Here is a 24,580-nt window from a genome sequence, read left to right on the forward strand (position 1 = left end):
CTCGCTTATGATCAGTTTTGCTTTTTCTTACGTCAATGCCTTGGCGAATGACTCCGTCAACTCTCTTCTGTGATAAAAAATTCCTTGACCGATTTTGTCTTCAGTCCATGTTATAGTTGGAAAATCAGGATAAGTAATGTAACCGCTCGCAAAAGCTTCATTGCGATTGCCTGAAGGATCAAAGAAATAAGTTGTTTGTCCTCGCGTAATGCCATGGCGTGTCGGTGTAACATCGAATTGGACATTATTTTTTGATAAAATATCTGCTGCCTTTAGCACATCATACCAATTGTCAACATAGAACGCGACATGGTGCATCTTCTTGTCCGGTCCTTTAATAAAGGCAACATCATGCGGTTTTCCATTTCTAGCATAAATAAAGCTCCCCACCATTTGTTCTCCATCTACTGTTGTAATTTTTTCACTAACGAACATATCCAGGACTTCAGTGAAAAATCTCGTTACAGTGTCTATATCATCTCCTGTTAATGCTAGGTGATCGAGACGATGCGGCGCAATTCCCCGCAGTCCATCCGGCCATGGGTGAGGATTCCAATCTCCTGTTTTCGTACCGACACGCTCGATTTTATGATACAATTCAACTTGGTGGCCTGTTGGAAGTTCAAAACGAATTGCTTCTCCTTCCGCAATTCTTGTTCCTTTTGAAACCCGTTTTAATGTACACCCGAATTGTTCAATCTTCTTTTCGTACTTGGCTAAATCTTCTTCGTTTTCTACTTTAAAAGCAATGTGATCAAGGCCAGGAGAGTCAGCCTCCTGAAGAATAAGGCTATGATGATCGAATTCATCCCACGCCTTTAAATAAACTCTCCCTTCACTTCTTCTCATCTCTTCAAGACCAATTACATTTGTGTAATACTTGACTGATTCTTCAAGATCCATGACTCTTATTTCAGCCTTGCCAACCCGCATAATAGCCATTTCAACCACTCCTTATATTTGATTTAATTTATGGAATAATTTTAACAATTTTTATTTTCTGATTATACAAACAATTGTGCTGTTTTACCTTTAAATTCTTTGCCATTTTCGCAATAATGTACTAAATTTTCATGAGGAGCTTCGAGAAATACTGAAAAACATATACTTATATGGTAAGAACGAAATCATTGATGATATGTTTGATAAATCCCTGCTGCTTTCAGTTCCTAATCGAAATTAATAAAAACGAAAAATATAATCGAAGTTTAAATTTGTAAAATATATGAAAATATTGGAATTTTTTATAATAGTGTGATCATTAGCATTGCATAAATATAGTTAGAATTTTCTGTTAATTAATTTTTGTGAATTTGTGCCAAAAAGACAAAACCTAAAGAAAGGTGGCACTGCCCATTTGGTAAATATATACAGTTAAACCAGAGCGACAACGACAAAAGGGAGATTATGGACTGGCTCGCCCATCAAATTTTCGCAACCAAACATAAGCTGGTTTCCACAGAGCTCTCTTTAACCAACGAGTAATTCGAAGTAGGGATTTCTTACTTTTCATCTCCAATTGAATGAGAACATGTAAGCAATACGTGATCAGGGCTAAGAAAATTTGATTTTGAATAGCTGTTTCACTCATTCCATAAAAGTGCTTAATTTCTACGTGTTGCTTGAGCCATTTGAAAAAGAGTTCAATAGCCCAGCGAGATCGGTAAATATCACTTATCTCTTCTGGTTTTAAATCAAATCGGTTGGTGATGAAACGAAGTAAGTTCCCTTTTGTGTCCATAACTTCTAGTAGACGAAAGACATTTTCAGTACGATTTTGTGTGGTACCAATGTAGACCATTTTATCGGATAGAACGTGACAATCATCAGGAAGTGAAAATGTATAGACTTCACGAATGACTGCGTTTTTCTTCAGTCTTGAAACGAAGAAATAGCCATCATCTGTCATCCGATCAAAACGTTCATAGTCCACATAACCGCGGTCAAACACATACATGGCTTCTTGATCATCCACTAGGACTTCGAGTTGATTTCGGTCATGTTCTTTTGCTGTCGTAATCACTGCTTTTTCAGGATAGACGGTGTCTTTATCCATGAAAACGAGCCGTAAGTGTAGCTTTACACCAGCTTTTGTTTTCCGGAATTTTGCCCATTTATAATGGGTCAAATTCAACGGGAGTGTACTTGAATCAATGATTTTCAGTGGCATATTCTTTCCGTTTTTATAATGGTACCGTTGAATTTTCCAAACAAGATCCAAGAACAAATTTGCAAGAATTAGTGGGTGGATCTGATTGTTTTTTCGGGATAGCTGAGAGGCACTTATCGATTCAAATCCGAGTGCTTTTTGAAGATCTTCGTCTACAAGTGCATCACTCATTTCCTCTAAGCTCTTAAATTCGAGCAGCTGGGCTACCAATAAAAGTTTAATATAGGCTTCTGTTGTCAGCTTTTTTGTGTAATAGTCCTGTTTCAATTCTTTGACTTGTTCGCTAAGTTTTTGAATATTTATGGGTGAAACCCATTTACCAAATGATGAAATTAGTGTATTCTTGTCCATAACTCTTATCCTTTACGATTGGATTTGGGCAGGAACCACCTGTACTTCCATTGTAAAGGATTTTTTTGTTTCGAAATCAATAAAAAATTGAACATTCTTAGTATTTTGAATCATCAGATTTAATTACTGCAATGCTAGTGTAGTGTGATATACTACTGAATGTTTGGAAATTTTGAATTTGTATAAAGTGGGGTAGAAAAATAATTTAAGTAAAAAGTATTTGTTTGTTCTTCTAAGTATTCCTTTAATATTAGTCTCATTTCCGGTTTATGGTTCTGCCGAATCAAACAATACTGTAGAAAAAATAATTCTCTAGAAAACTACACATATTTATTAAAAAGTCCTAAACAGGCTAAAGAAGTTTTAGAAATAATGAAAAACCAATACCCGTCTTTGAATGTAACAGCAATCGAAGATATTGGATTAATATATGTAGAGAATTCTAAAAATATAGATGTAAATAAAATTGAAAATAAAATAATAGAATATATAGATGTACAAGGGGAATTACCAGATCTCATTTCCCCTTACGAAGATGCCGTTACACCAAATAGAATTCTAAACGAAGTGAAGCAATTAACACTCGATGAGTTTAAAGAATCTAATCAATTTGACACTAATATCGAGTTTCCATCACTAAATTCTGAAACATTTACGCCTTTTAATTGGTATTTAAAAGATGTGACAAGTGATTATAAGAATTTATCTATTGATACAGGGGAACATTCCACAATTGCTTTAATAGATAGTGGAGTAGATATAGAACACCCATTGATAAAAGAAAATATTGATTTAACATTAGCAAAAAATTATGTCACAAATGACATGGATATTACTGATGAATTAGGTCATGGCACAACTATTGCTGGGATAATGTCAAGTATTGCTCCAGATACAACAATTGTTCCTTACAAAGTTATTGGAAATGAGGTAGGGAAATCAGTATGGGTGATAGAAGCTATTATTGATGCAGCTAATAATGATAATGATGTGATCAACTTAAGCGTCGGTACTTATTTTATTAAGTCTGAAAAAGAAGATAAGTTACTGATTAAGGCATATAAAAAAGCTGTAAAATATGCAGAAAGTAAAGGGGCTTGGAATTCCTCAAGGATACACACTAACTGAAGGAACAAGTTATGCAGTAGCACAAGTCAGTGCTACTGCAGCTCTTATTATTTCAGAGTATACAGAACGAACAGGTAATAAGCCTTCTGTTAATAAAGTGCTTAAATATCTAGAGAAGGGAAGTTCTGATATCGGTAAGCCTGGTAGAGACAATTATTTTGGAGAAGGAAAAGTGAATGCATATAGTTCCTTAATGATGATAAATAAATAAAAATTAGAAAAGAGACTTTCTCAGGTTCTTTATATATATATAAATCATTTTTTACTAATAATTGGTAATGATAATTACCCGTTCTAATTTAAAATATTGAGAAAAATAATTTGAAGGAGGCAGTTCATATCAATAAATTTAAAACTGTTGGTATCTCTATTTCTATCGTACTGATAATATTACTCTTTATTGCTTTTTTTGAATACATCATTTTAAGAATAATAGGTTTCCAATATAATTCATTATTGGATTTAGTATTGTTCTTTATTTTGTATTTATTCCTTGAAATACCTCTTGCTTTTATTACAGATGCAATACCAAAAGCTTTAAAATCTGTTGGCATACTTCAAACGAGTAAAGGATGGCTACCATTTATTTTGAATACAACTCTTACCTTTTTATTGATTGAAGTAATAGATAATTTTATGGCAAATATTGAAATCGAATGGCAAGGTTCACTCATATTTGCGATGGTTACTGGATTTATTGGTTGGAAATTAAGAAAAGATGAGGATGAACCACCAGATATTGATAGTGAGGAATTTAAAGAAATAGATAATAAATTTAAACCCAAAAAATAAATCATTAAACATATGTGAATGCTTTATACAAATCTAGGTAACATAAAGCCAACTATGGGAAGTAATGAAAACCGCCAACCCCTTGATACGCAAGGAATTGGCGGTTTTCTGTTTTGACTCGTTTATGCAGGATTTTATACATCCTTGATGGATCAAGGGTTTTCCCCTTTTATGAAGCTCTAAATCTTGCATAAAAAAGGCGGATTTTATGCAGTCCTTCTCTCCCTTTTCCTCCTTACAGAACAGGTAAATGAATTATATCTGTCGAATGCTTCTAAAACGGATAGGAGAACGCTCTATATCCCGTCCCATCCCACTAGGAGGTTGAACGAATGAAATCGCAAGAACGAGCTTACAGTACCAAAGAAGTGAGCCATACCTTAGAAATTGGTGATAGTACATTACGAAAATGGTACCTAGCTTTGGAAAAGAACGGTTATACCTTCATCAAAAATGACCGAGCACAGCGATTATTTATTGAAAGCGACCTAGTCAAACTAAGACACTTCCAAACCCTTGTTCAACAACACAACATGCAGTTAGAGAACGCCGCGATCGTTGTCGTTGACCGGTTTGGGAAAGGGGCGTTCGAAGAAGTAACGGGCCACGTTCCAGCTGAAAAACCAAACGAAAATCGTTCGTTCCCTCATTCGGATGATCACATTTCTAAATTATTGAAACACATCGAGCAGCAAGAAACATTCAATCAAGAATTATCCTTCCAAGCTAGAAATATTTCCATAGCCTCTCACTCCTCGTATACTAAGTTTCAGAAAGTTTTTTTTATCGAATTTCCAGTCCATGCAACAAAAATAGAGTATGAACTTTTCAATTTAAAACATTTATTAATTTCTAAATTATATAAAAAAGATAATTTATATAAATGAATCTTAGTCTAATTCCAATAAAGAAGCGGCCAGCTCTTACTTCTAAAATAAAAAGGATGCCCTAAAGTTTTACTTTTTGGGACACCCCTAACTAATTGACTCGACCATTAAACTGTCATTTTCGCATGACTATTTTTTTAGATGCAATATTTCCCTTCATCTACAGTGTCTCTCCTATTTTAGCAATTAAAGTATTTTCAGGACGTTTTAGCCCTAAATGTTCTCGTAAAGTATTGCCCTCATATTCCGTGCGGAACAATCCCCGTTTTTGCAGTTCAGGTATCACTAAGTCAACGAAGTCTTCAAGTCCTCCGGGCAAATATGGCGGCATAATATTGAAGCCATCAGCTGCCCCATTTTCAAACCATTCTTGCAGTTGATCGGCAATTTGTTCAGGTGTTCCCTTAATTTCTCTATGCCCTCGTGCTCCTGCTATCCGTTGATATAGCTTACGAATCGTTAATCCTTCACGCTCAGCAAGGTCTTTTAACAGCTTAAAACGGCTTTTCCCTCCATTTATTTGTTCCAAATGAGGCAAATCAGGCAAGGGACCGTCGACAGGATACCCTGATAAATCAACACTTAACATTCCAGATAAAAGAGCAACTCCTGCTTCTTCAGGAATAAGTTCTTCCAGCAGCTTCTTATTCTTCTCAGCTACTTCTTCAGTACTTCCGATAACAGGAAAAACACCTGGCATAATCTTCAATTCATCTGGTGAACGCCCATATTTTTTCATTCTTCCTTTCACATCAGCATAAAAAGCTTGAGCCTCTTCAAGCGTCTGCCACGCTGTAAAAATAACCTCCGCGGTACGTGCGGCCAGCTCTTTTCCAGCTTCAGACGAACCTGCTTGGATCACAACCGGATGGCCTTGAACAGGACGGGAAACGTTTAAAGGTCCTTCTACAGAAAACCACTTTCCTTTATGATGAATGGCCTGTATTTTTGAGCCGTCCACAAATTGAGCCGATTCCTTATTAATCACTAAAGCGTCATCTTCCCAACTATCCCATAGCTTTTTCACTATATCTACAAATTCTTCAGCACGATCATAACGCTGTTCATGCGGAAGATGTTGCTCTAAGCTAAAGTTATGAGCTTCTGCTTCCGTATTGGATGTGACGACATTCCATGCTGCCCGGCCTTTGCTCAAATGATCAAGCGAGGCAAATCTTCGCGCTACATTAAAGGGTTCATTAAATGTGGTCGACACGGTAGCTGCAAGCCCAATGCGTTCGGTCACAGATGAAAGGGCTGATAACAGAGTAAATGGTTCAAAAAGTGTATTCACTGTCTGCTCAAATGCCTTGTGATTGCCTGTTCTTACTGCATACGTGTCCGCCAGAAAGATCATATCGAACTTTCCTCGTTCAGCCGTTTGCGCAAGCCTTTTGATAAAATCAAAGTTCATGACATTATGAGCTTCTGCATCAGGATGCCGCCAAGCTGCGACATGATGCCCCGGGATCATGAAAAATGCACCTAATTTCATTTCGCGCTTATTTGCCATCATTTTAATTTTCCCCTCTTTCCTTTATTATTGATTTGTCTTCCAAGCAGAGAACCGTTTTTCCAAAGATACTAAAATATAATTTAATACAAAGCCAAGTATGGCAATGGTAATAATACCGGCATACATTTCGGGAATTTGAAAATTCATTTGAGTATAATTAATTAAGTATCCTAATCCTTCTTTAGCCCCTACCATTTCAGCAGCAATTAATACGAGAATGGAAGCTGTTCCCGCCATACGTATTCCGGTAAAAATAGTCGGAATAGATGCAGGCAAAATAACTTGATAAAACAATTTATATGGCGGTAATCCCATTGATCTTGCCGATTTAATAAGTAACGGATCGACATTTCGAACGGCACTAATAGTATTTAGCAGAACAGGAAATGTACAAGCGAATAAGACAATCGCTACTTTCGATGTTTCACCAATGCCAAACACTAATATAAATACAGGCAATAACGCTAATGCAGCTGTGTTTCGGAATAATTCCAGCACCGGGTTTAACAAATCGCTAACGATCGGGTACCAGCCAATCAATAATCCGAGAGGAATAGCAATAAGCAGCGCAATTCCAAATCCAATAAATGAACGTACAATACTCGCTTGAAAGTGAGCCAATAATTCACCTGAGACAACTAATCCCCACCAGCCTTCAACTACTTTTGAAAAAGGCGGAAAGAACGTCGGATCGGTCACTCCAATGCGAGGCGCCACTTCCCAAAATAAAAGCAGCAGGATAATAACGGCTGTTTGCTTCACAAGTTTTTGAATCCAGTGAAAAGAAAAACGGATATGTTTTCTCGTTTCATATGTAGTTTGAATGGATTTGCTAACACTAGCCAATGTCATCACTCCTTTTATTAAATTTCCTAAGCTGAATGCTCTTTTTTATGATCATTTTGCGATTTACTGACCTCATCCCGAAGTGAATCCCAAATTTGATGGCGAGTCTTTACAAATTCCGGCGTGGAACGCGCATCGTCTTCCTTTGCTTGGGAATGAGCTGAGTTTGTAATAATTTGTTTTATCGTCCCCGGACGTGAAGTCATTACAGCGATACGCTGTCCTAAGTACACGGCTTCATCAATTCCATGAGTAATGAACACGATCGTCTTCTTTGTTTTTTCCCAGATACGAAGCAATTCGTTTTGCAATGTCTCGCGTGTTTGAGCATCCAAGGCCGCAAACGGTTCATCCATTAATAAAACGTCAGGGTCAAAAGCCAAACTTCTAGCAATAGCTACACGCTGCTTCATCCCGCCTGATAGTTCGTGGGGATAACGTTCTTCAAAGCCGGACAAGCCGACTAGCTCCAAAAAATGACGGGCGATTTCCGAACGTTCCTTTTTTGGCACACCTTTCGCTTTTAAACCAAACTCAATATTTCCCTTAGCTGTTTTCCAAGGAAACAAGGCGTACTGTTGAAAGACAATTGCTCGATCTAAACCGGGGCCGTCGATTTGCTTCCCATCTATCAAAATTTTCCCAGATGTTGGTTGAGACAATCCGCCGAGAAGATCAAGCAAAGTTGATTTTCCGCATCCTGACGGCCCGACTAACGTTAGAAATTCTCCATTTTTAACGGAAAAATGAACGTTCCTCAATGCGGTAAACTCTTTAAAGCTTCCTTTTCCCTTTTCAACATCCCGAATTTTAAAAATTTTTGTGACATGGTCAAATTGAATTTTATCTGTCACCTGTTGAACACCTCCTAAACATTTTTGTTCAAGCTTCCTTTAGTAAGGGTTGAATTCATTTGTATATAAGTCATCCAGCCCAATTTCGCCTTTTTTCAACTCACCGCTTTTTATTAGCCAATCGATCCACACTTGAAAATCTTTCTCCTGTATATAACCTCCTTTCGAGCCGATTCCTGTACTTTTCCAAAATTTAACTGTTTCACCATCTTCTTTTCGTTTTCTTTTTTCAATAATTGCTTCATAACGGGCAATGACTTCTTCTCTAGGGGTTGAACGCGCCCATTCAATTGCTTTCGCTGTTGCTTCAACGAATTTTCTCACAGTATTCGGATTTTCTTTAATGAATTTCTCAGTAAAAACATAACTGCCCGCATTAAAAGCACCAAACAAATCATAATCACTAAAGAGCTTCCGAATCCCGCCCCTTTCTAATGCCCGGTCTCGCAGCATTCCGCCTAACACAGCTACATCAATTTGTTTATTACGCAATGCTTGTTCTGCATTGACTGGCGGAATCACCACTATCGTTACTTTTTTAATTTCTTCCTCTGTTAATCCATTTTGACGCAAGTATTCTTTTAACACGAATTCATGGTGTGCACCGAGAGTATTCATCCCGACTTTTTTGCCAATTAAATCTCGCGCCTCTTTAATCGGACTATCCTCTAATGTATAAAACCCACTGAACGTATCTTCATCGCTGCCGTAATAACTGATCACGGCTTTAATCGGGGCGCCGCTGGCTTTTAATTTAATAATTGCTCCATTAAATGCACCGCCAAAATGAATTTCCCCTGTTGCAGCTGTTTGGATATCCTGTGGTCCACTCGTTGTATTTCCAACCCATTCAAGTTTGATTGGATCTAAATAACCTAAATCTTCCGCCAATTCCGGGAAAGTGACTTGTCCAGGAGATCCTTGATAGCGCAGTGTCAGCGTCTCATATTTGCCATCACCTCCGGCTTTGCCTTCTTTTTCAGCAACTGTTTTGTTCTGGCAGCCAGCAGATAAAACAACTGTCCCTACTAACAATAAAATTCCTATCACTCTGCAATTCTTCAACAACTTCATCTTACTCCTCCCTTTTGATTTCAATTGAATAGGAAGAGGTGACTAACCCCCGACCTCTCACACAACCGTACGTACCGTTCGGTATACGGCAGTTCAATTAAGTCCATGCCAGCCCGCATAAAAAAGGTCTTTACATTTTCTGTAAAGACCTCCAGTGTACTGGTCGGCATATTCATCTATTAAAAAAATACCGGAGACATTTTGCAGCAATGTCTCCGGTTGACCGGTGGGAACAATCAATTAACCGATATTTCCTATTGAATTAGTATACATTAGTTATCCTTAATGTTACTGAGCAAATGAAAAATAGTCAAGCTAAAATTTACTGTAAAATATTAATTTTTTATAAATAAAAAATTTTTAAAATTTAATATTGACATTTTTTTCTTGTGAATCTAATATTTTTACTAAACCGATATGAATTCATAGGATTTACAACTGGAATAAAAAGCTGACCAGCCATCTGGAAGCCGGAGCTCATCTGCTCTGGCTTTCTTGCTTATTATCGGTTTATTAAAATGGCTCACTCAACGAGCAAGGAGGTGGGGCTTCTATTAAGTGCCGATGAAATTTTGAGAAAGATGAATATTCCGTAGAATCATAAACTTTCTTGAGGAGGCGATCCTATGACTGATGTCAAACAAGTACAAAATGAATCAGAGATTATTGTCAAACCAGTTGCCGGACGAATTGGCGCTGAAATATCAGGCATCAAACTTTCCGATGAACTAGATGCTGAAACAATTCAATTTATTCGCGAAGCGATCTTAAAGTACAAGGTAGTTTTCTTCCGAAATCAGCATCATCTAGATGATGCGGGGCAGGAAGCCTTTGCACAGCTGCTTGGCAATCCTGTTGTTCATCCAACTGTTCCAGCAAAAGACGGCTCCAATTATATTTTTGAGCTAGACTCTGATCGTGGCGACCGGGCCAATTCATGGCATACAGATGTTACATTTGTAGATGCATTTCCGAAATTCTCCATTTTACGGGGGGTTGTGATCCCTGAAGCAGGAGGGGATACTGTTTGGGCGAACACAGCTGCTGCCTATGAAACTCTGCCAACAGAACTGCGGAATCTTGCTGATCAATTGTGGGCAATCCATACAAATGCCTATGATTATGCAGCACAGCGATATAATATATCTCCTGAAGCAAAAAAGCACTATGACGAAGTATTCACTTCCACTTTATATGAAACCGAGCACCCCGTTGTCCATATACATCCTGAAACCGGTGAACGCAATCTTTTACTTGGTCATTTTGTCAAAAAATTTGTCGGACTTTCCACCTTCGATTCAGCCCAATTGTTCACTGTCCTGCAGCAGCATATTATACAATTAGAAAATACAGTTCGCTGGAAATGGAGTGCAGGAGATGTTGTGATTTGGGATAACCGTGCAACCCAGCATTATGCAATAAATGACTATGGCGACGAACAAAGAGTTGTGAGAAGAATTACAATTGCAGGAGATGTTCCTGTTAGTATAGACGGCCGCCGCGGCATTACACGAAAAATAGAAAAATAGTCCCATCAGGATTTTTCTAACCAATAATTTATAAAAGCCTTTCAGTTAAAAAGTTAAACTTCAAAAATTTTTATAACCAAATAAAAACGGCATCTCCCTTATGTGAATATCAAGCTATATAAGTTCGGAACCGTTTTACGCAGAATCGTCATCCTCTGATGCGAACACTGCCTTTTATCTAATAACCTTGGAATCGTTTTTATCGCTAATGACTTTTGAAAATTGGGCATCCCCCCTATTGCCCGGAAAAGAAAGTTTATTTGCAATTGGTCGACCATAAAAAGAAATGGATTTCACAATCTATTCAACAATCGTTTGCGGCATCAAAGAATACGGAAGAATCCGTTCACCACGTGGAACAGCGATGCCGCAATTTTACCTTATTACGGAATTTTTAAGACATAAAACTTAAACAGTAGAATAACGATCTAACAGCTTCTTTTTATGTGAATGAAATACTTCTTCCAAAGGAATATTGTATTTGTTTGCAATCACTATGATGTTTCCTAACACATCTCCCAGCTCTTCGATTAATGCCTGTTTATTTTCCTCAACTGAACCTGTTGATTCGTCTGGTCTGTCTCTGCCAATTTCAAGCGCTCTTATAGCTCGGGCAACTTCCCCCGTTTCTTCGGCTAAAAATCCAATGCGGACAAAAATATCTAATTCAGCCCAGCCCCTGCTGTCATAATACTCCTTCACCCATTGTTGAAACTCATTGATATCCATTTTGTTCACCTGCCCTTTCTCTCTTAAAAGAGTCAACATGAAAACTCTTTTCTTGTCAATATTCAAATGAGAGAATTCAAATGACTTTTGAAAAGATAGTAATTATGACCATTTTATATTGTGGTACTGTCAAGAATTTTGTATAATCTAAAATGAATCAGTGAATAAACGGTAAATTTTTTTGAGTTAAGTTAGTTATATGAATAACTAATAAGGAGTGATCATATGGCAAAGCCGAATGTTATTAGTAAAAATGAATTAATTCGTTCCGCGAAGAAGTGTTTAGTCAAAAACGGAATTGAAAAGTTCACATTGAGGGCAGTCGCCGAAACGGCAGGGGTTACGCAGGGGACTGTTTATTATCATTTTCGAACTAAAGAACAATTATTATTGGATATTGTAAAAGATATTTGCGACAGTTCTTGGGACGAATTATCGAAAAGTGACGGCAACATCATTAAACAAGCGATTGAGACAGCGAAAAGCCGTTGTTCTCATGATTCTTTTTTTCATAAATTGTTCTTAACGCTCGTCGTTTCAGGTTTTCATAATGATAAAATCAGGGAACAGCTTGAGGGGATTATTTTACAAGAAAATAAAGCTCTAGCGGAAAATTTATTAAAAATATGGCCTTCATCACCAATTAAAGGAATTTCGCTTGACACATGGGCGATCATTTTAAACGCTGTTGTAGACGGAATCGCCTTACAGGCTCTATTGTCAAAAAATTTTCCGGTAGAGAAAACATACGCAGAACTTGAGAAATTATTTATAGCATTGAGCGGCTTACAAGAGGTGGAGAACAAATGAAAGGATATTTGTACACAGCATGCTGGAGCGTTTTTGTTTGGTTTTTTGCCACAATGTTTTTTGTTATGTTTGGGGACAGCGTTCTTTTCAGACCGGGTACAGCGGAGTTTGCTGTCAGCCTCTCTTTGCTAATAGCTGGAACAGGGGTGTTATTGGCAGGAGCCACGTATTTATATGTATTGTTTGACAAAGCCGAAAATGCACCGCTGAAATTTGGATTCATCGGCACGATTGTTGGTTTAATTTTAGATACTTTTTCTTTATCCAACCACCAGCTGATTTTTCCTAAGCTTGATGAGCCGCAGGTTATCGCTTTTGCAGCATGGATGTCTTTTGCCTACGCATTGTATTTATTAATACCTGCCATAATAAATGAATTAATGAAAAAGAAGCTTAAAACCGAATGAATTAAAATGCAATCACAAAATGGGGGTGTCTAATAAGTCATTTTTACGGCTTATTGACGCCCCATTAATGTTTTAGAAACGTTGATATATCGTGGTTATCAATGACGATTTGACTTTCTAAGACAGCCCCTTTAGGGCATTGTATGACTGTTCGAATTTAAAGGGATTTCGCCTTATCAAAACGTAAGTCTTTTCTTTTCCTTATTTAAATAATCCATGCTGCCGCCTGCCTAATAACCGAATCAACATTTAGAAGAAAGCAAGATAGATGTTGAGGACGTCTTTCTCACTAAAAAGAATTTCAAAATGTCCTTTTACGCTATTTATAAGCTGCCGTCTACCTGATAAAGCTCCGAAGAACCTTTTATTTTAACTTACACGTTTGGATCATCAATTTTATCATTGAAGCTAGACAAACTGTTCCAAATAAAACAACATATAAGAAAGGCCGATTACTAAAATCATTCGTATTTAGTACAGCAAAAATTAAAGCTGTAAAAGTGAGAGTCAGCAAAAAATACAAACTATATTTACCCAATAATTTTGAAGTGAATCCTATTCCAACAACTAACAATAAGAATATGCCAATCTGGCAAAAAAATTCCAAGCTCCTCACTTCTCGCATAAAGTTTAGAATTCCAGCTGATGGCACTTTTCTAATCTTTAAATTGTTTTTCTTTTACAGGAAAACCAAGTGCACGGATTAAGATATTTTTTGTACTTGGCAGCGACTTCCCGACCTGCGATTGCCAGCCCGGCCCACCAAACGATTTCGCCAATTGCAATCAGCGCCGGAACAGCCGCCGCTTTTTGAGTAAGAGTGAGCGGAAGCAATGGGACAACGGCGGCTAGTCCATACAAAATAAACGAGGCGATAATAAGAATGACAGCAATCTTGCGGAGATAGCCTCTTTTATGCCTACTCGGCTTTTGCTGTCCGCCATCCTCTGTCCTGTAAAAAAATTGTTGAAGCATTTTTCCATATTTTCTCATCATGATAGCATCAGCCAGCTTCGGTGATATGGAGTTAACCTTGGCAAAAAGGATCGTGGACATCCCTCCCATAATTCGTACTGTCTTCTTTTTTTCAATTGTTTTAAGCAAATCCTCTGCCACTTTTTCAACAGGCATAATGGAAACACCCATTTTCCTCCAAAGCGGATGAAATGGTCTTTCAGCTTCAGTATCTGCAGGACTTGGCGAAAAAAAGGCAACCCTTGCTTGACTACCTTCCAACTCCAATTCACGGTTTACAGCTTCAATAAATGTGAACAGCCCTGCTCGTGATGCAGCATCGACACTATAATATGGAAAAGCCAAGCGGCCATCTGCAAATCCCCCGATATGCATAATCGTGCTGCCTTTTTGTTCTCTCATATGCGGCAGGAATGCCTTCGTTATAAGAATCGCTCCTAAAAGATTGATATCAAGCGTGTTCTTCGCTTCTTCATAACTATGCTCAGCTAAAGACTTTCTCACGTCATAACCCGAAGCATTGATGACAATATCAATATGGGCCGACCACCTTTTTACAATATCTTTCAGTTCTTCAATCAATTGTAAATCAGTAATGTCAAAAACGGCTGTTGTTATATCTCCAGTTATTTGCTCTGCTGTCTTTTTAACCTTTTCTTCATTCCTTCCAACTAAAAGAAGCCTTGCACCTTTATCGGCAAAAGCTTTTGCAAAGCTTGAACCTAATCCCCCTGAAGCGCCTATGACAATAACAGATTTACCCTCAAAACTCCTTTTCATGAACAGCTCCTCCATGTAAAAATGTATATGATGCATTAGCGATCTGTTTTTTGCAAATAACGAACGATTTCTGCCAATAAAGTTTCCAGAAATTCATATTTATGATCGCTTCCTAAACACTCTTTTATTTGCAAGTCAATTTTCTTGTAGAGCTTTTCATCACCTTCGACAATGTTCTTTCCTTTTTCTGTAACACTTACATAATAAACTCGTTTGTCCTCCTGCGATTGTATTTTTTCTATAAGGCCCATTTTTGACAGCTTTCTAATCATCGCTGAAACAGCCGGCTTCGTGAGGTTCAAAGCTTCTGCCACCTGAGAAAAATTGGGTTTCCCCATATAGTAAATAGTCGTTAAATAATAGTAGTCATTGCTGCTGAAATTTTTAATCTCCGCCTCCGTCAAATGCATATGTAAATTTTTAATCGATTCCCTCCACAAATAATTTGCAATAAACGCAATGCTGTCTTTAACCATAAAATCCCCCAATAAATAGTTAAATATATTTAATTAAATACATTTAACTATTTACCATTATTTTTTGTCAATCACAAAAAAAATTTCCCCAAACATAAGCGTGGGGAATAACACTTGACAAAATTTGAATTCGTTTCTCGTTTTAAAACATTATCTCATTCGGTTTCATATGCGCACAGTGATTGCATGATTCTTTGGCGGAGACCGAAAATTGGCTGGATAAAATTTCAGCTAGGAAAAAACTGTCTAAAAGAAATTTTTTTTCATCACAATTCGATTGTTATTCACAGCATAACCATTTTTTCTGTAGAAGCTTTCTGCAAGTCCTCCAGTGGATGTTAAGAGGTAAATGCTTTTAACTTGTTTCTTTTGTAAATCTTTCTCTAAATATTGGAGAAGCTTAGAGCCATAGCCTTTACCTTGAATTTCATGATTGATGCATAATTCCGCTAAATAAAAAGTTATTCCTTGATATGTTTTCTTGCTGTTCCCTGCTATAAAACCAATGGGAGTTCCATCGATTCCCCAAAAAAATCCTGTAAATTTCGGAGTATGCAGCAAATCTGTAAGCCTTTCTTTAGCCGTTTCATATGTCCAGCTTTCATTCCAAGGGTCACGATTAAAAACTTTCATATATAGTTCAATACATTGTTCCAAATGTTTTGCCGTCATTGGTGCAATTGTTTCTGCCACAAAAATTTCCCCCTATAGTAAATAGCTGGGGAGTGCATCCTGACTCCCGTCTGTTCGAAAACACTCCCCATTAAACTATTCGATTTGGTGTTGCCAGCACAGAAAACTTTCTCTGTTGTTTTTGCTTACCATTTTCTATCTATTTTAAATCTTAAAATCATTTTAATAGAAAATGGCCTTCATGTCATTTGCGGATTCTAGTCTTTTCGGCTAATTTTGTTTATGCTTCCGTTTCATTTTGTACATCTTTCGTAAAATCTTCAGAATTTAAATAGCCTGGTTCTAGGATAAGTTCCTCATCATCATAAAAAAATCCAGCGAACGGATACCGCTGACGGACTGGCTGCACAGCCTATGCTCATAATTAAGAAGCTTAATAAAGAAGGTGAGGCGAATTTTTCCTGCTGGCAGCTCTGCCTTTTTCCTTTCAAAACACAGCCAATTCCAAATAGCACAAGAAGTATCTCAATGAATCTCGGAAAAAATGGCGCCTGACAATATATTTTTGCTATAAAAATCAGCGAATGACAAGCGTCGGCGCTAAGGTACATCAGCTCATATATAAGGGTGATAGAGTTTTGCTCTCATTTACCGATAAGAGGCCGAACAATACAGCGGTGAACCCGTCGATTTTTTCTCGGAATAAACTTAAATGTCATATGTTAGCCGTTATCCCTCTTGGCGTTTTCTAAAGTCTGCTCGACACTTTGTAAATGCTTCTCCATACTTTTCCTTGACCTAATTATGTCGCGTTTTTTGATCATTTCGACAATTTCTAAGTGCTCCAGCCACGAATGGTGCATCCGATCAGGTATTTTAGATGTCTCCACCCTGATATTGTTAAAAAGGCTAGTGAGACTGTTCATTATCCGATAAGCAATTGCGTTCTTGGAAAGCTCCGCAATTCTAATATGAAATTTGTGATCTCGTTCAGACAATATCTTTTCATTCACTTTATTTTCGCTGATTAATTGTACAGTCTCTTTCACAAACTGATACAAAACGTCAATTTCCGAATCGGATGCCCGTTCAACAGTCCATACTACCGCTTGCGTTTCAATGAGCATTCTTATTTCAAATAAATCTGCAAATTGGTCGCTTTTGACAAAGTAATGATTGGCTAATTGAGCTAAATTATTCGTCCCATCCGCTACAAAAACGCCATTCCCCTGTTTAATTTCAATAAATCCGAGCGTAGAGAGAACTTTGTAAGCTTCCCTTATTGTATTTCGACTCACATTTAATTTAAGAGAAAGCTCTCTTTCTGACGGCAGCTTTTCCCCGGGTTTCAACTTATTTTCTTGAATAAGTGATTTCAATTCTTCAACAATCTTATTCGGAACAGTGGAACGATCAAAACGAATATTTTCAAACATAATGATCACCTGTGGTAGGAAATTCCAAATGCAACTGATTAGCCAGCTGCACTAAATCCTTTTCAACTTCCTGAGATAAATGAATACCACAATGTAATTTATGAATATAAGATTGTTCTCTTCGTTCCCCAGGGTACAAAATTGTATGGACTTCTTCTTTTTTAGGAACATCTTTCATTTCCAAAAGCATTTTTTGCAGAAGAGAGGTAAATTGATCGACAGGCATAAATTTTTCTATATCGATTAAAATAAAAAAATGTCCTACATTTGCTATTTGGCCGTTATCGTCATATATATTTTCGACATGTGGGCCGTAAGCAGCACCTGTTAATAGCCCTGTTAATATTTCCACTGCCAAAGCCCAGCCATACCCCTTTACTCCTCCTGAAGGAAGAACGGCTCCGTTTAATGCTTCTGCAGGATCTTCCGTATCATTGCCTCTTTGATCGATTGCCCAGCCTTTTGGAATGGCTTTTCCTTCCTTTGCCGCTTCTATAATTTTGCCTCTTGCAACGACGCTTGCAGACATATCGATAATAACATCCGGTCCGTTTTTGACTGGAAAGCCAAATGCTATCGGATTCGTTCCAAAGAAAGCTTTTTTGCCTCCCCAAGGCGGAATCCCAGCCGGAGAATTTGTCATCACAATTGCTGCAAGGTTTTCATCGCAAGCTGCCTTGCAATAATATGATGCACATCCAAAATGGTTGCTTTTTCGAATGGCGATGGCAGCAACTCCCGTTTCTCTTGCTGTTTTGATTCCCTCTTTAATGCCATAATATGATGCAATCTGGCCCAATCCGTTATCTCCATCGACAGTTAAAATGGATAACCCTTTTTTTTGTATTTTTATGGACGGGGTCGGATTAATCCGCCCCTCTTTTAAACGTTTTGAATAGATCGGCAATCTGCTGATTCCGTGGCTTGTGATACCTTCAAGATCTGCCCTTATTAATGAATCTGCTACAACTTCAGCATTCTCTTTTTTAACGTTTTGCTTCACCAAAACATCTTCAACAAATTTTTTTAAAGCTTTCGCATCATAAACAGTCAAACTTCACTCACCCTTTAAAAATCAGATGAAACTAAAAATAGTGATTCTTTTCCCTCAAGTACTTTCATAATTTCATCTGAAATAATGTTAGTGATTCGTTCTTGGGACTCTTCTGTTAATCCAGCAATATGCGGAGTTACAGTAATCTTGCTACTGTTTAATAGAAAATAGTCTTTTTCGACCGGCTCATTCTCAAGTACATCTAAGTAAGCACCAGCTATTTGCCCGGATTCCACCGCCTTGAATAAGGCGGATTCATCAACAATTCCCCCGCGAGAAGTGTTGATAATAATTGCATTTTTTTCATTAAGTTAAATTCTTTCGTACTAAGTAAATTTCTTGTTTCATTCGTTAGCGGAACATGAATGCTTACAAAGTCGGACTCTTTTAAGCCCTCTGCTAATTCAACCTTTGTAATCCCCGTTTCAGAAAAAGGATAATCGAATTCTCTTATATAAGGATCATAGCCGATCACTTTCATTCCAAATGCAATGGCTCTTTTAGCAAGCCTGTGGCCAATCTCTCCCGTTCCGATTAATCCCAATGTTTTCCCGTATATCTCATTTCCCGTAAATAATTTCCTATTCCAATTTCCTTTTTTAACGTCTTCTCCGGCTTGTATGATAGACCTCGATGCCGTTAAAATAACGGCCATAACATATTCTGCTACTGAAACCGAATTGGCATTTTTGGCGGAGACGATTTTTACATTACGTTGTTTTGCTGCAAGTAAATTTATATTATCAAGCCCGACTCCTAATCTGCCGATTACCTTTAATTTTTTCCCTGCATCCAGTATTTCCTGATCAACAATTGTCTGGTTTCGAACGACTAATGCGTCTGCATCTATTATTTTGTTTATTAATTCCTGTTTATTTCTCCATAAATCCGGATTGTATTCGACCTCCGCTATTTTCCTCATCCTGTTAATCCCGGATTCAGGCATATATTCAGAGATTAGTATTTTCATTACTTTCCTCCGCTCATGCACTGCGATAAAGTTTCGTCAAAACAAATTCTCTATGCCCTAATGTTTCCGCTGCAGTTAAACGTCCGTTTATTGTTCGGATCAAAATATCAAGCAGCAAATCGCCAGCCTGCTGGAGATTATATTCCCGTTTCAATAATCCTGTAACGTCTACATCGATATGCTCTGACATAGTAGAAACTGTAATTGGATTTGCCGAAAGCTTAATAACGGGTACTATTGGATGACCAATTATATTGCCTTGACCGGTAGGAAAGAAATGTACGACCGCCCCTCCAGCTGCCATTAAAGTAATACATTCAGCTGCTGCAGAGGAGGTATCCATAAAATTCAATCCCGCTTTTACTGGAGCCTCCGCAGGTCCTAAAGCATCAACCACCGGTTTTGTGCCCGTTTTTTCGATATTGCCGAGCGCCTTTTCCTCAATTGTTGTGAGGCCGCCTCTTATATTTCCTTCTGTCGGCTGGCTGCCAAGCAGATCAACACCTTTTGATGCGATTTCTTCAACATAGTTTTGATAAAGGCTTAAAAATTTTTGTTTTACTTCTGGAGTGGCACAACGCTCTGCAATTAAATGCTCGCCGCCAGTTAATTCGGAGGTTTCACCGAACAAAACAGTTCCGCCTTCGTCGATTAAACGATCAACTACATTTCCTACCGTAGGGCATGATCCTAACCCGGTTGTCGTATCCGACTCTCCGCATTTAATACTTACTAAAATTTCTGATAATTCCACAGGCTCTCTGCGAATTTCAGAAGCATCCTGCAGAAATTTTTGTGCTGTTCGAGCTGCTTTTTCAATCGTAGACAAATCGCCATAACGTTCAATTGAAAATCCAGCTACCGGCTTGCCTGTTTTTTGTACCTCCTCAACAATTCGATTTGTCCAGTTAGGCTCAATACCAATCACAACAACAGCTGCTACATTTGGATTAGAACAGTTGCCGATAATCGTTTTAAAAAACAAGTCTAAATCCGGCCCATATTGTAATCGCCCGTATGCATGCGGGATCGCTAAAGTACCAGGAACAATTTTAGCAACCGCTTCTGCTGCCGCATTAGAAATGTCATCGACAGGCATGATCACTACATGATTCCGAATACCAACTCTTCCGTTCTCTCTGCGATAACCCCAAATTTTATTCTCCATATTTCCACCTCGCCGTTTTTAAATTATGAGTATGAACATAGCTCCCTTTATAGATTTTTTTTGTAGCTACACCAATCGGTACGCGATATTCAATTACTTTGCTGTTTTCATCCAAATCCACTAAAGCAATCTTATGACCAAGAGGAATAAAATCTCTAGACTCTACTGAAACAACTGAATCGTCTTCTAAGATGACCCCTTGGATTTGCTCGCCTGCTTCAATGTCTTCTATTGCGACTCCCACAGAATCGCCGACATTATGTACTAAAAACTTGTGTGACACTATGAACCACCCCTCCATTTCCTTTTTTACAACGCATTTGGTTCAGACATTCAATGGTCCAACCAATTTCTTTAAATTAAATAAAAACAGGCCTTGCACGCCTGAAAATATATTATTTCCAAGCATTGCAAGGCCCTTCAGTCGTCTGATCGAACCTAAATTATTCCTATTGATTTACTGCGGTTTAAAGATTACCATGGATTGAATTTTTTGTCAATATTTTTTCAAAAAAAAATCAATTAAATTATGTTCAAGATTGGCTCCGTTCCGGGAATAATCATTCAAAAATTCCACTCTTGCAATCTTTTCAACAACTCGAGAGCCGTTTATGGCGAATCATTAAGTTATGATTATCATAAAATGGCGAAAAATCGTTACCGTTCCAGAGCCCGTTCCGCCTTGCCCAGCCGCCTTATATGCTTGATTCCGAGGGAAGTAATGAAAATCAACTGATAGAAAAGGTTCAGGAATAACAACAACGGCGCAGGCTGTAAAAAGAATAAAAGAACGTCTTCAAACGGCCTTGTGAATATGATAGCTGACCACAAAAAAATGAAATACGTATATAAAATCCAAATAAAGATATGAAAGGCAATCCGCACAAAAGCATAGAAGGAAAGCCAATTAATTTTCAATTTCTTTAGTTGATCTATTGCATTTTTCCACAAATTCGGCTGATTCAATAGATCAACGATCATCCAGTAGCCGTCTCCAGGAAGCAGCGGGAAAATCGCAAACAGCATTCTAAACATATGAACAATAAGAAAGGACCAAATCCATGGTGAAAGCTGTGCAAAGCATAAGCCGATCACTGATGTTAATCCGCATACAATCAAATCTGCCGTAAAGCCCGCGATGTTGATCCGCATGCGCTGCCATTTTGATAGCTTCCAAGCTTCATTGCAAACAATGCTAAATAACGGGACAGGCCCGGACCATTGAACAGAAATGGAAATGTTCCCTGTACGCGGCATTGTTAATAAGTGCCCAAGCTCATGGATGAGGACTGAAAATGTTAAAACTCCGGCGATGATCCATTGACCTTTTAGATCAGTGACGAGAAAAAATGGAGTGTTGATCATGAACAAAACGGTGCTGATGATCGAAATCAAAACAGCACCTGCGGTAATCCAGTTAAACCATTTACGCTCCAGCCAAGGATTGTAATAGGTTATGAGCGGCTTTTGATACGGCTCAAAATCAGATTGTTTTTCTTCAATAAGGGAAAAGGCTGCATCCTTATCGATGCCTAACTTTTCAAGAAATAGTAAAATTTCCTTCTCCGATACTTCCATTTTATCTGCAATAGAAGATATAGGCTCTTTGTTTGCCAACTGCTCCAACAATTTTTTTGAATAGTTATCTATTTGCAATAAAAGTCCATCCGGTCGTTCAATCCAGTACCGATCTTCTTTTATCTTTCCTATTTTGTATACTAACGGTTTTTGAAATGACTGTGAGTAATTCACAAATACTCCCTCTCCAAACGTCAGTTTCTCACTTTCAGTTTATTTTCCTCTTTAAGAATGGCTTGTTTGATCAAGTATGAAGCCAGCTGGGAAACAATTGAAACAGGGGCAACCCGATCGAATCCTTCGAACATTGGGCTTGGATTACATTCAATGCATATAACAGAACCGTCTGGACGTAGTTTTAAATCAATTCCGCTGAAAATAAGCCCTAATGTTTCGCATGCCTCTATACATAACTGAGCGATCTCTGGCGTTATCTCAAAGGGTTTGACTTGATGGGCGCCTTCACGATAATCAATTCCTTCTCCCTCAATGATAAATGATGCGATGACTTTTCTGTCCAGGACAAATACACGTACATCCTGACCTTGTATGTATTCTTGGAATTGCACCGGTGCTGTGCTCAATGCTTCTAATCTTTCAGGTTTTTTATCTTCCTCTGTCAATAGACGGCACAATGCTCCTCCAGCAACGGGTTTATAGATGACATCGCAGTTATGGCTGAATTCCAAAACTTTTTCCGGATTGCTGGTTACTAACGTTTTAGGAACGGGAATACCTGCTCTTCTTAGACACTCAAGGTGATAAGGCTTTGCAAAATGAATGAGCAGTGTATCAACAGGATTGACGATGAGTCTGCCGAAGTAAGAGGAAGATTTTAACCAAGACAGCCAAGCAGCATATCTCTCCCGCTCCGCCGCATATGCCAAAAATCCATTCTCCTTGATTTGTTCCTTTATTTGAGAAGTATCGAATGCAGGAGTAGGAACAAATAATGCTCTCAAAAAGTAAACGTTCGTTTCCGATAAATCACGGTTTTCATAATGGCTGTCTTCACCCCCAAAGCTTAAGGGGTAGGGGACATCCGGCGAATTATCTAAAATGAATGCTTGGGCGCCTTGTCGAACCAATTCCTTTTGTAAATAAAGACAATGCCTTTCAAATTGTGAACCGATAATACCAACAGATACTTCCGCCATTTCGCACCTCCGATGAAATAAATGAGAATTTTCCGAATTTTAGCGCCCCAGAAAACATTCTCTGGGGCGCTTGTCCAACTTTTAACAAAACCTATTTTATAAAACCGCCTTCTTCGCCAAGTGCATATGTGGTAACAATTGGCCCGCCTTCTTCCCCGATAGCTTGAGTTGTATATCCTCCTTCTTCGCCTAAAGCTAACGTTGTGGCATATCCCGGATCCACAATAGGGCTCACAAATAACGGAGAGCTAGATTGCCTTACTTCCAATTCTTCAATAAACAATTTCTTTTTCATTTTTGATTCCTCCTATTCAAAATATTAAAAAATTTTCTGTTTAAAAATAACATATTTACCTTTATCTTCCTATAGATAAAATATCCTATTCTGAATAGTGCTTAAGAATGAAATTGAGAGAACAAATAGGTCTTTTTGCTAAATCCTCCACCTGGAAAAGTCAAGTTTATACATTTCGGCTTTAAAAAATAAGAGAATCACTATGTTTGATAGACACTCTCACACACGGTACAGCGGTTTTGTTGTTTAAAGCGCAATTGAGTTCAGACACAATATCCATGTCTTGAATACCTACATGCTGGAATGTAGGCTTCCGATTTGAACAAAATATAACGATTTTAAATAGTTTTTAATAGTCCCAGTTTTATTCCTTTTACCACTGCACCAACTCTTGAGTACACATTCAGCTTTTTAATAATTGATGAAACATGGTGTTCGACCGTTCTTCTGCTTACCATCAAAATATCACTGATCTCTGCGTTCGTTTTATCTTCAGAAATCAGCTTTAAAATTTCTAACTCAGTTTTGGTTAAATAGTGATTCTGATATTCTATTTTTTTTCTAGGAATGATATTGTTGCCCAAAAAACTTTGTCTGATCGCATTTGCAAGTTCTGTAGCAGAGTTTTCCTTCGTAATGAACGCATAAGCACCGGCATGATAAGATGCGTCAATATATTCATCATCGTTATAAGCTGATAATATGACAATCTTCAGATTCGGATAGCTTTCGATTAATTTCTTTGTCAACTCAATTCCATTGTAGCCTTTCATTCTTATGTCCATTACCACAACATCCGGATGATTTTTTGATATTGCTGCATTGATTTCGGCAGGGTCGCAAATGGTATCTACAACTTCAAGATCTGATTCGTGTTCTAATAATTGTTTGATTCCTAACAAGACTAGTAAGTGATCATCTACCAGTAGTACTTTAATTTTCATTTCAATCATCCTAATCTCGGC

General features: G+C 37.9%; 26 protein-coding genes and 1 pseudogene. 7 read left to right on the forward strand and 20 right to left on the reverse strand.

Features of this window, described 5'->3' with window-relative positions; genetic code table 11:
* Positions 1-27: 27 nt before the first annotated feature.
* Entirely contained in the window at positions 28-942 is a 915-nt protein-coding gene (locus tag NSS70_RS17080; protein ID WP_063388369.1) for a catechol 2,3-dioxygenase, read from the reverse strand.
* A gap of 463 nt (positions 943-1,405) precedes the next feature.
* Positions 1,406-2,521, reverse strand: coding sequence for an IS4 family transposase (locus tag NSS70_RS17085; protein ID WP_003352762.1), 1,116 nt, complete (start codon positions 2,519-2,521; stop codon positions 1,406-1,408).
* Positions 2,522-2,893: 372 nt separating this feature from the next.
* Between NSS70_RS17085 and NSS70_RS17090 the strand changes: the two genes are divergently transcribed.
* From NSS70_RS17090 to NSS70_RS17105, 4 genes are all read left to right on the forward strand, one after another.
* Positions 2,894-3,649 (forward strand): S8 family serine peptidase, encoded by a 756-nt coding sequence (locus NSS70_RS17090; RefSeq protein WP_340882029.1) that lies wholly within the window; start codon positions 2,894-2,896, stop codon positions 3,647-3,649.
* Positions 3,600-3,860: a hypothetical protein gene (locus tag NSS70_RS17095; RefSeq protein ID WP_063388371.1), complete on the forward strand. Its 261-nt coding sequence runs from the start codon at positions 3,600-3,602 to the stop codon at positions 3,858-3,860. The genes NSS70_RS17090 and NSS70_RS17095 overlap by 50 nt, the downstream gene beginning before the upstream one ends.
* Before the next feature lie 110 nt (positions 3,861-3,970).
* Positions 3,971-4,441, forward strand: coding sequence for a YrvL family regulatory protein (locus NSS70_RS17100; RefSeq protein ID WP_235600456.1), 471 nt, complete (start codon positions 3,971-3,973; stop codon positions 4,439-4,441).
* 332 nt (positions 4,442-4,773) lie between these two features.
* Positions 4,774-5,328: a hypothetical protein gene (locus NSS70_RS17105; RefSeq protein ID WP_339210336.1), complete on the forward strand. Its 555-nt coding sequence runs from the start codon at positions 4,774-4,776 to the stop codon at positions 5,326-5,328.
* Between the two features lie 160 nt (positions 5,329-5,488).
* Here NSS70_RS17105 and NSS70_RS17110 read toward each other — a convergent pair whose 3' ends face one another.
* From NSS70_RS17110 to NSS70_RS17125, 4 genes are read right to left on the reverse strand one after another with little or no spacing between them, the layout of a single operon-like run.
* Positions 5,489-6,841 (reverse strand): LLM class flavin-dependent oxidoreductase, encoded by a 1,353-nt coding sequence (locus tag NSS70_RS17110; RefSeq protein ID WP_445206638.1) that lies wholly within the window; start codon positions 6,839-6,841, stop codon positions 5,489-5,491.
* Between the two features lie 27 nt (positions 6,842-6,868).
* On the reverse strand, positions 6,869-7,690 hold the full coding sequence (locus NSS70_RS17115) for an ABC transporter permease (protein WP_232515604.1): 822 nt from the start codon (positions 7,688-7,690) through the stop codon (positions 6,869-6,871).
* 26 nt (positions 7,691-7,716) lie between these two features.
* Positions 7,717-8,544, reverse strand: a complete 828-nt coding sequence (locus NSS70_RS17120; protein WP_339197349.1) for an ABC transporter ATP-binding protein — start codon at positions 8,542-8,544, stop codon at positions 7,717-7,719.
* 39 nt (positions 8,545-8,583) lie between these two features.
* Positions 8,584-9,618 (reverse strand): ABC transporter substrate-binding protein, encoded by a 1,035-nt coding sequence (locus NSS70_RS17125; RefSeq protein ID WP_063388410.1) that lies wholly within the window; start codon positions 9,616-9,618, stop codon positions 8,584-8,586.
* Between the two features lie 626 nt (positions 9,619-10,244).
* On the opposite strand from NSS70_RS17125, the gene NSS70_RS17130 reads away from it, so the two are divergent.
* Positions 10,245-11,147 (forward strand): TauD/TfdA dioxygenase family protein, encoded by a 903-nt coding sequence (locus NSS70_RS17130; protein ID WP_340882033.1) that lies wholly within the window; start codon positions 10,245-10,247, stop codon positions 11,145-11,147.
* A gap of 408 nt (positions 11,148-11,555) precedes the next feature.
* Here the strand turns inward: NSS70_RS17130 and NSS70_RS17135 are convergent, their stop codons facing one another.
* The gene (locus NSS70_RS17135; protein ID WP_063388408.1) at positions 11,556-11,876 is read right to left on the reverse strand and encodes a MazG nucleotide pyrophosphohydrolase domain-containing protein; all 321 of its coding nucleotides are present in this window, start codon (positions 11,874-11,876) and stop codon (positions 11,556-11,558) included.
* A gap of 225 nt (positions 11,877-12,101) precedes the next feature.
* Here NSS70_RS17135 and NSS70_RS17140 point away from each other — a divergent pair, with 225 nt between their 5' ends.
* Positions 12,102-12,686, forward strand: coding sequence for a TetR/AcrR family transcriptional regulator (locus tag NSS70_RS17140; RefSeq protein ID WP_063388407.1), 585 nt, complete (start codon positions 12,102-12,104; stop codon positions 12,684-12,686).
* Positions 12,683-13,093, forward strand: coding sequence for a DUF5367 family protein (locus NSS70_RS17145; RefSeq protein WP_063388406.1), 411 nt, complete (start codon positions 12,683-12,685; stop codon positions 13,091-13,093). The genes NSS70_RS17140 and NSS70_RS17145 overlap by 4 nt, the downstream gene beginning before the upstream one ends.
* A gap of 663 nt (positions 13,094-13,756) precedes the next feature.
* Here the strand turns inward: NSS70_RS17145 and NSS70_RS17150 are convergent.
* The 13 genes and pseudogenes from NSS70_RS17150 to NSS70_RS17215 all read right to left on the reverse strand — a co-directional run bounded on the left by NSS70_RS17150 (position 13,757) and on the right by NSS70_RS17215 (position 24,559).
* Positions 13,757-14,848, reverse strand: a complete 1,092-nt coding sequence (locus NSS70_RS17150; RefSeq protein ID WP_340882034.1) for an SDR family NAD(P)-dependent oxidoreductase — start codon at positions 14,846-14,848, stop codon at positions 13,757-13,759.
* A gap of 35 nt (positions 14,849-14,883) precedes the next feature.
* Positions 14,884-15,324, reverse strand: a complete 441-nt coding sequence (locus NSS70_RS17155) for a MarR family winged helix-turn-helix transcriptional regulator (protein WP_340734185.1) — start codon at positions 15,322-15,324, stop codon at positions 14,884-14,886.
* A gap of 246 nt (positions 15,325-15,570) precedes the next feature.
* A complete protein-coding gene (locus tag NSS70_RS17160) occupies positions 15,571-16,017 on the reverse strand; it encodes a GNAT family N-acetyltransferase (RefSeq protein ID WP_340734186.1) in 447 nt (148 codons plus the stop codon).
* A 220-nt stretch (positions 16,018-16,237) separates the two neighbouring features.
* Positions 16,238-16,366, reverse strand: coding sequence for a hypothetical protein (locus NSS70_RS17165; protein WP_261308733.1), 129 nt, complete (start codon positions 16,364-16,366; stop codon positions 16,238-16,240).
* Between the two features lie 313 nt (positions 16,367-16,679).
* Positions 16,680-17,393 carry a FadR/GntR family transcriptional regulator gene (locus NSS70_RS17170; RefSeq protein ID WP_063388402.1) on the reverse strand — a complete coding sequence of 238 codons (714 nt, stop codon included), beginning with the start codon at positions 17,391-17,393 and terminating at the stop codon, positions 16,680-16,682.
* Entirely contained in the window at positions 17,386-18,447 is a 1,062-nt protein-coding gene (locus NSS70_RS17175; RefSeq protein ID WP_340882035.1) for an Ldh family oxidoreductase, read from the reverse strand. Before NSS70_RS17175 ends, NSS70_RS17170 begins: the two co-directional genes overlap by 8 nt.
* Before the next feature lie 14 nt (positions 18,448-18,461).
* Positions 18,462-19,417, reverse strand: a pseudogene (locus NSS70_RS17185) (hydroxyacid dehydrogenase).
* A 13-nt stretch (positions 19,418-19,430) separates the two neighbouring features.
* Positions 19,431-20,585, reverse strand: a complete 1,155-nt coding sequence (locus tag NSS70_RS17190) for a UxaA family hydrolase (protein WP_066248079.1) — start codon at positions 20,583-20,585, stop codon at positions 19,431-19,433.
* Positions 20,575-20,868 (reverse strand): UxaA family hydrolase, encoded by a 294-nt coding sequence (locus NSS70_RS17195; RefSeq protein ID WP_232515603.1) that lies wholly within the window; start codon positions 20,866-20,868, stop codon positions 20,575-20,577. Before NSS70_RS17195 ends, NSS70_RS17190 begins: the two co-directional genes overlap by 11 nt.
* 374 nt (positions 20,869-21,242) lie before the next feature.
* Positions 21,243-22,337: a hypothetical protein gene (locus NSS70_RS17200; RefSeq protein WP_340882039.1), complete on the reverse strand. Its 1,095-nt coding sequence runs from the start codon at positions 22,335-22,337 to the stop codon at positions 21,243-21,245.
* A 20-nt stretch (positions 22,338-22,357) separates the two neighbouring features.
* Positions 22,358-23,320, reverse strand: coding sequence for an ATP-grasp domain-containing protein (locus NSS70_RS17205; protein WP_339193332.1), 963 nt, complete (start codon positions 23,318-23,320; stop codon positions 22,358-22,360).
* A 91-nt stretch (positions 23,321-23,411) separates the two neighbouring features.
* Positions 23,412-23,615, reverse strand: a complete 204-nt coding sequence (locus NSS70_RS17210) for a hypothetical protein (protein ID WP_063388395.1) — start codon at positions 23,613-23,615, stop codon at positions 23,412-23,414.
* Between the two features lie 338 nt (positions 23,616-23,953).
* Entirely contained in the window at positions 23,954-24,559 is a 606-nt protein-coding gene (locus NSS70_RS17215) for a response regulator transcription factor (protein ID WP_339193333.1), read from the reverse strand.
* Positions 24,560-24,580: the final 21 nt, after the last annotated feature.

Source organism: Aeribacillus sp. FSL K6-2848 (assembly GCF_038004325.1).
Classification (GTDB): domain Bacteria; phylum Bacillota; class Bacilli; order Bacillales; family Aeribacillaceae; genus Aeribacillus; species Aeribacillus composti.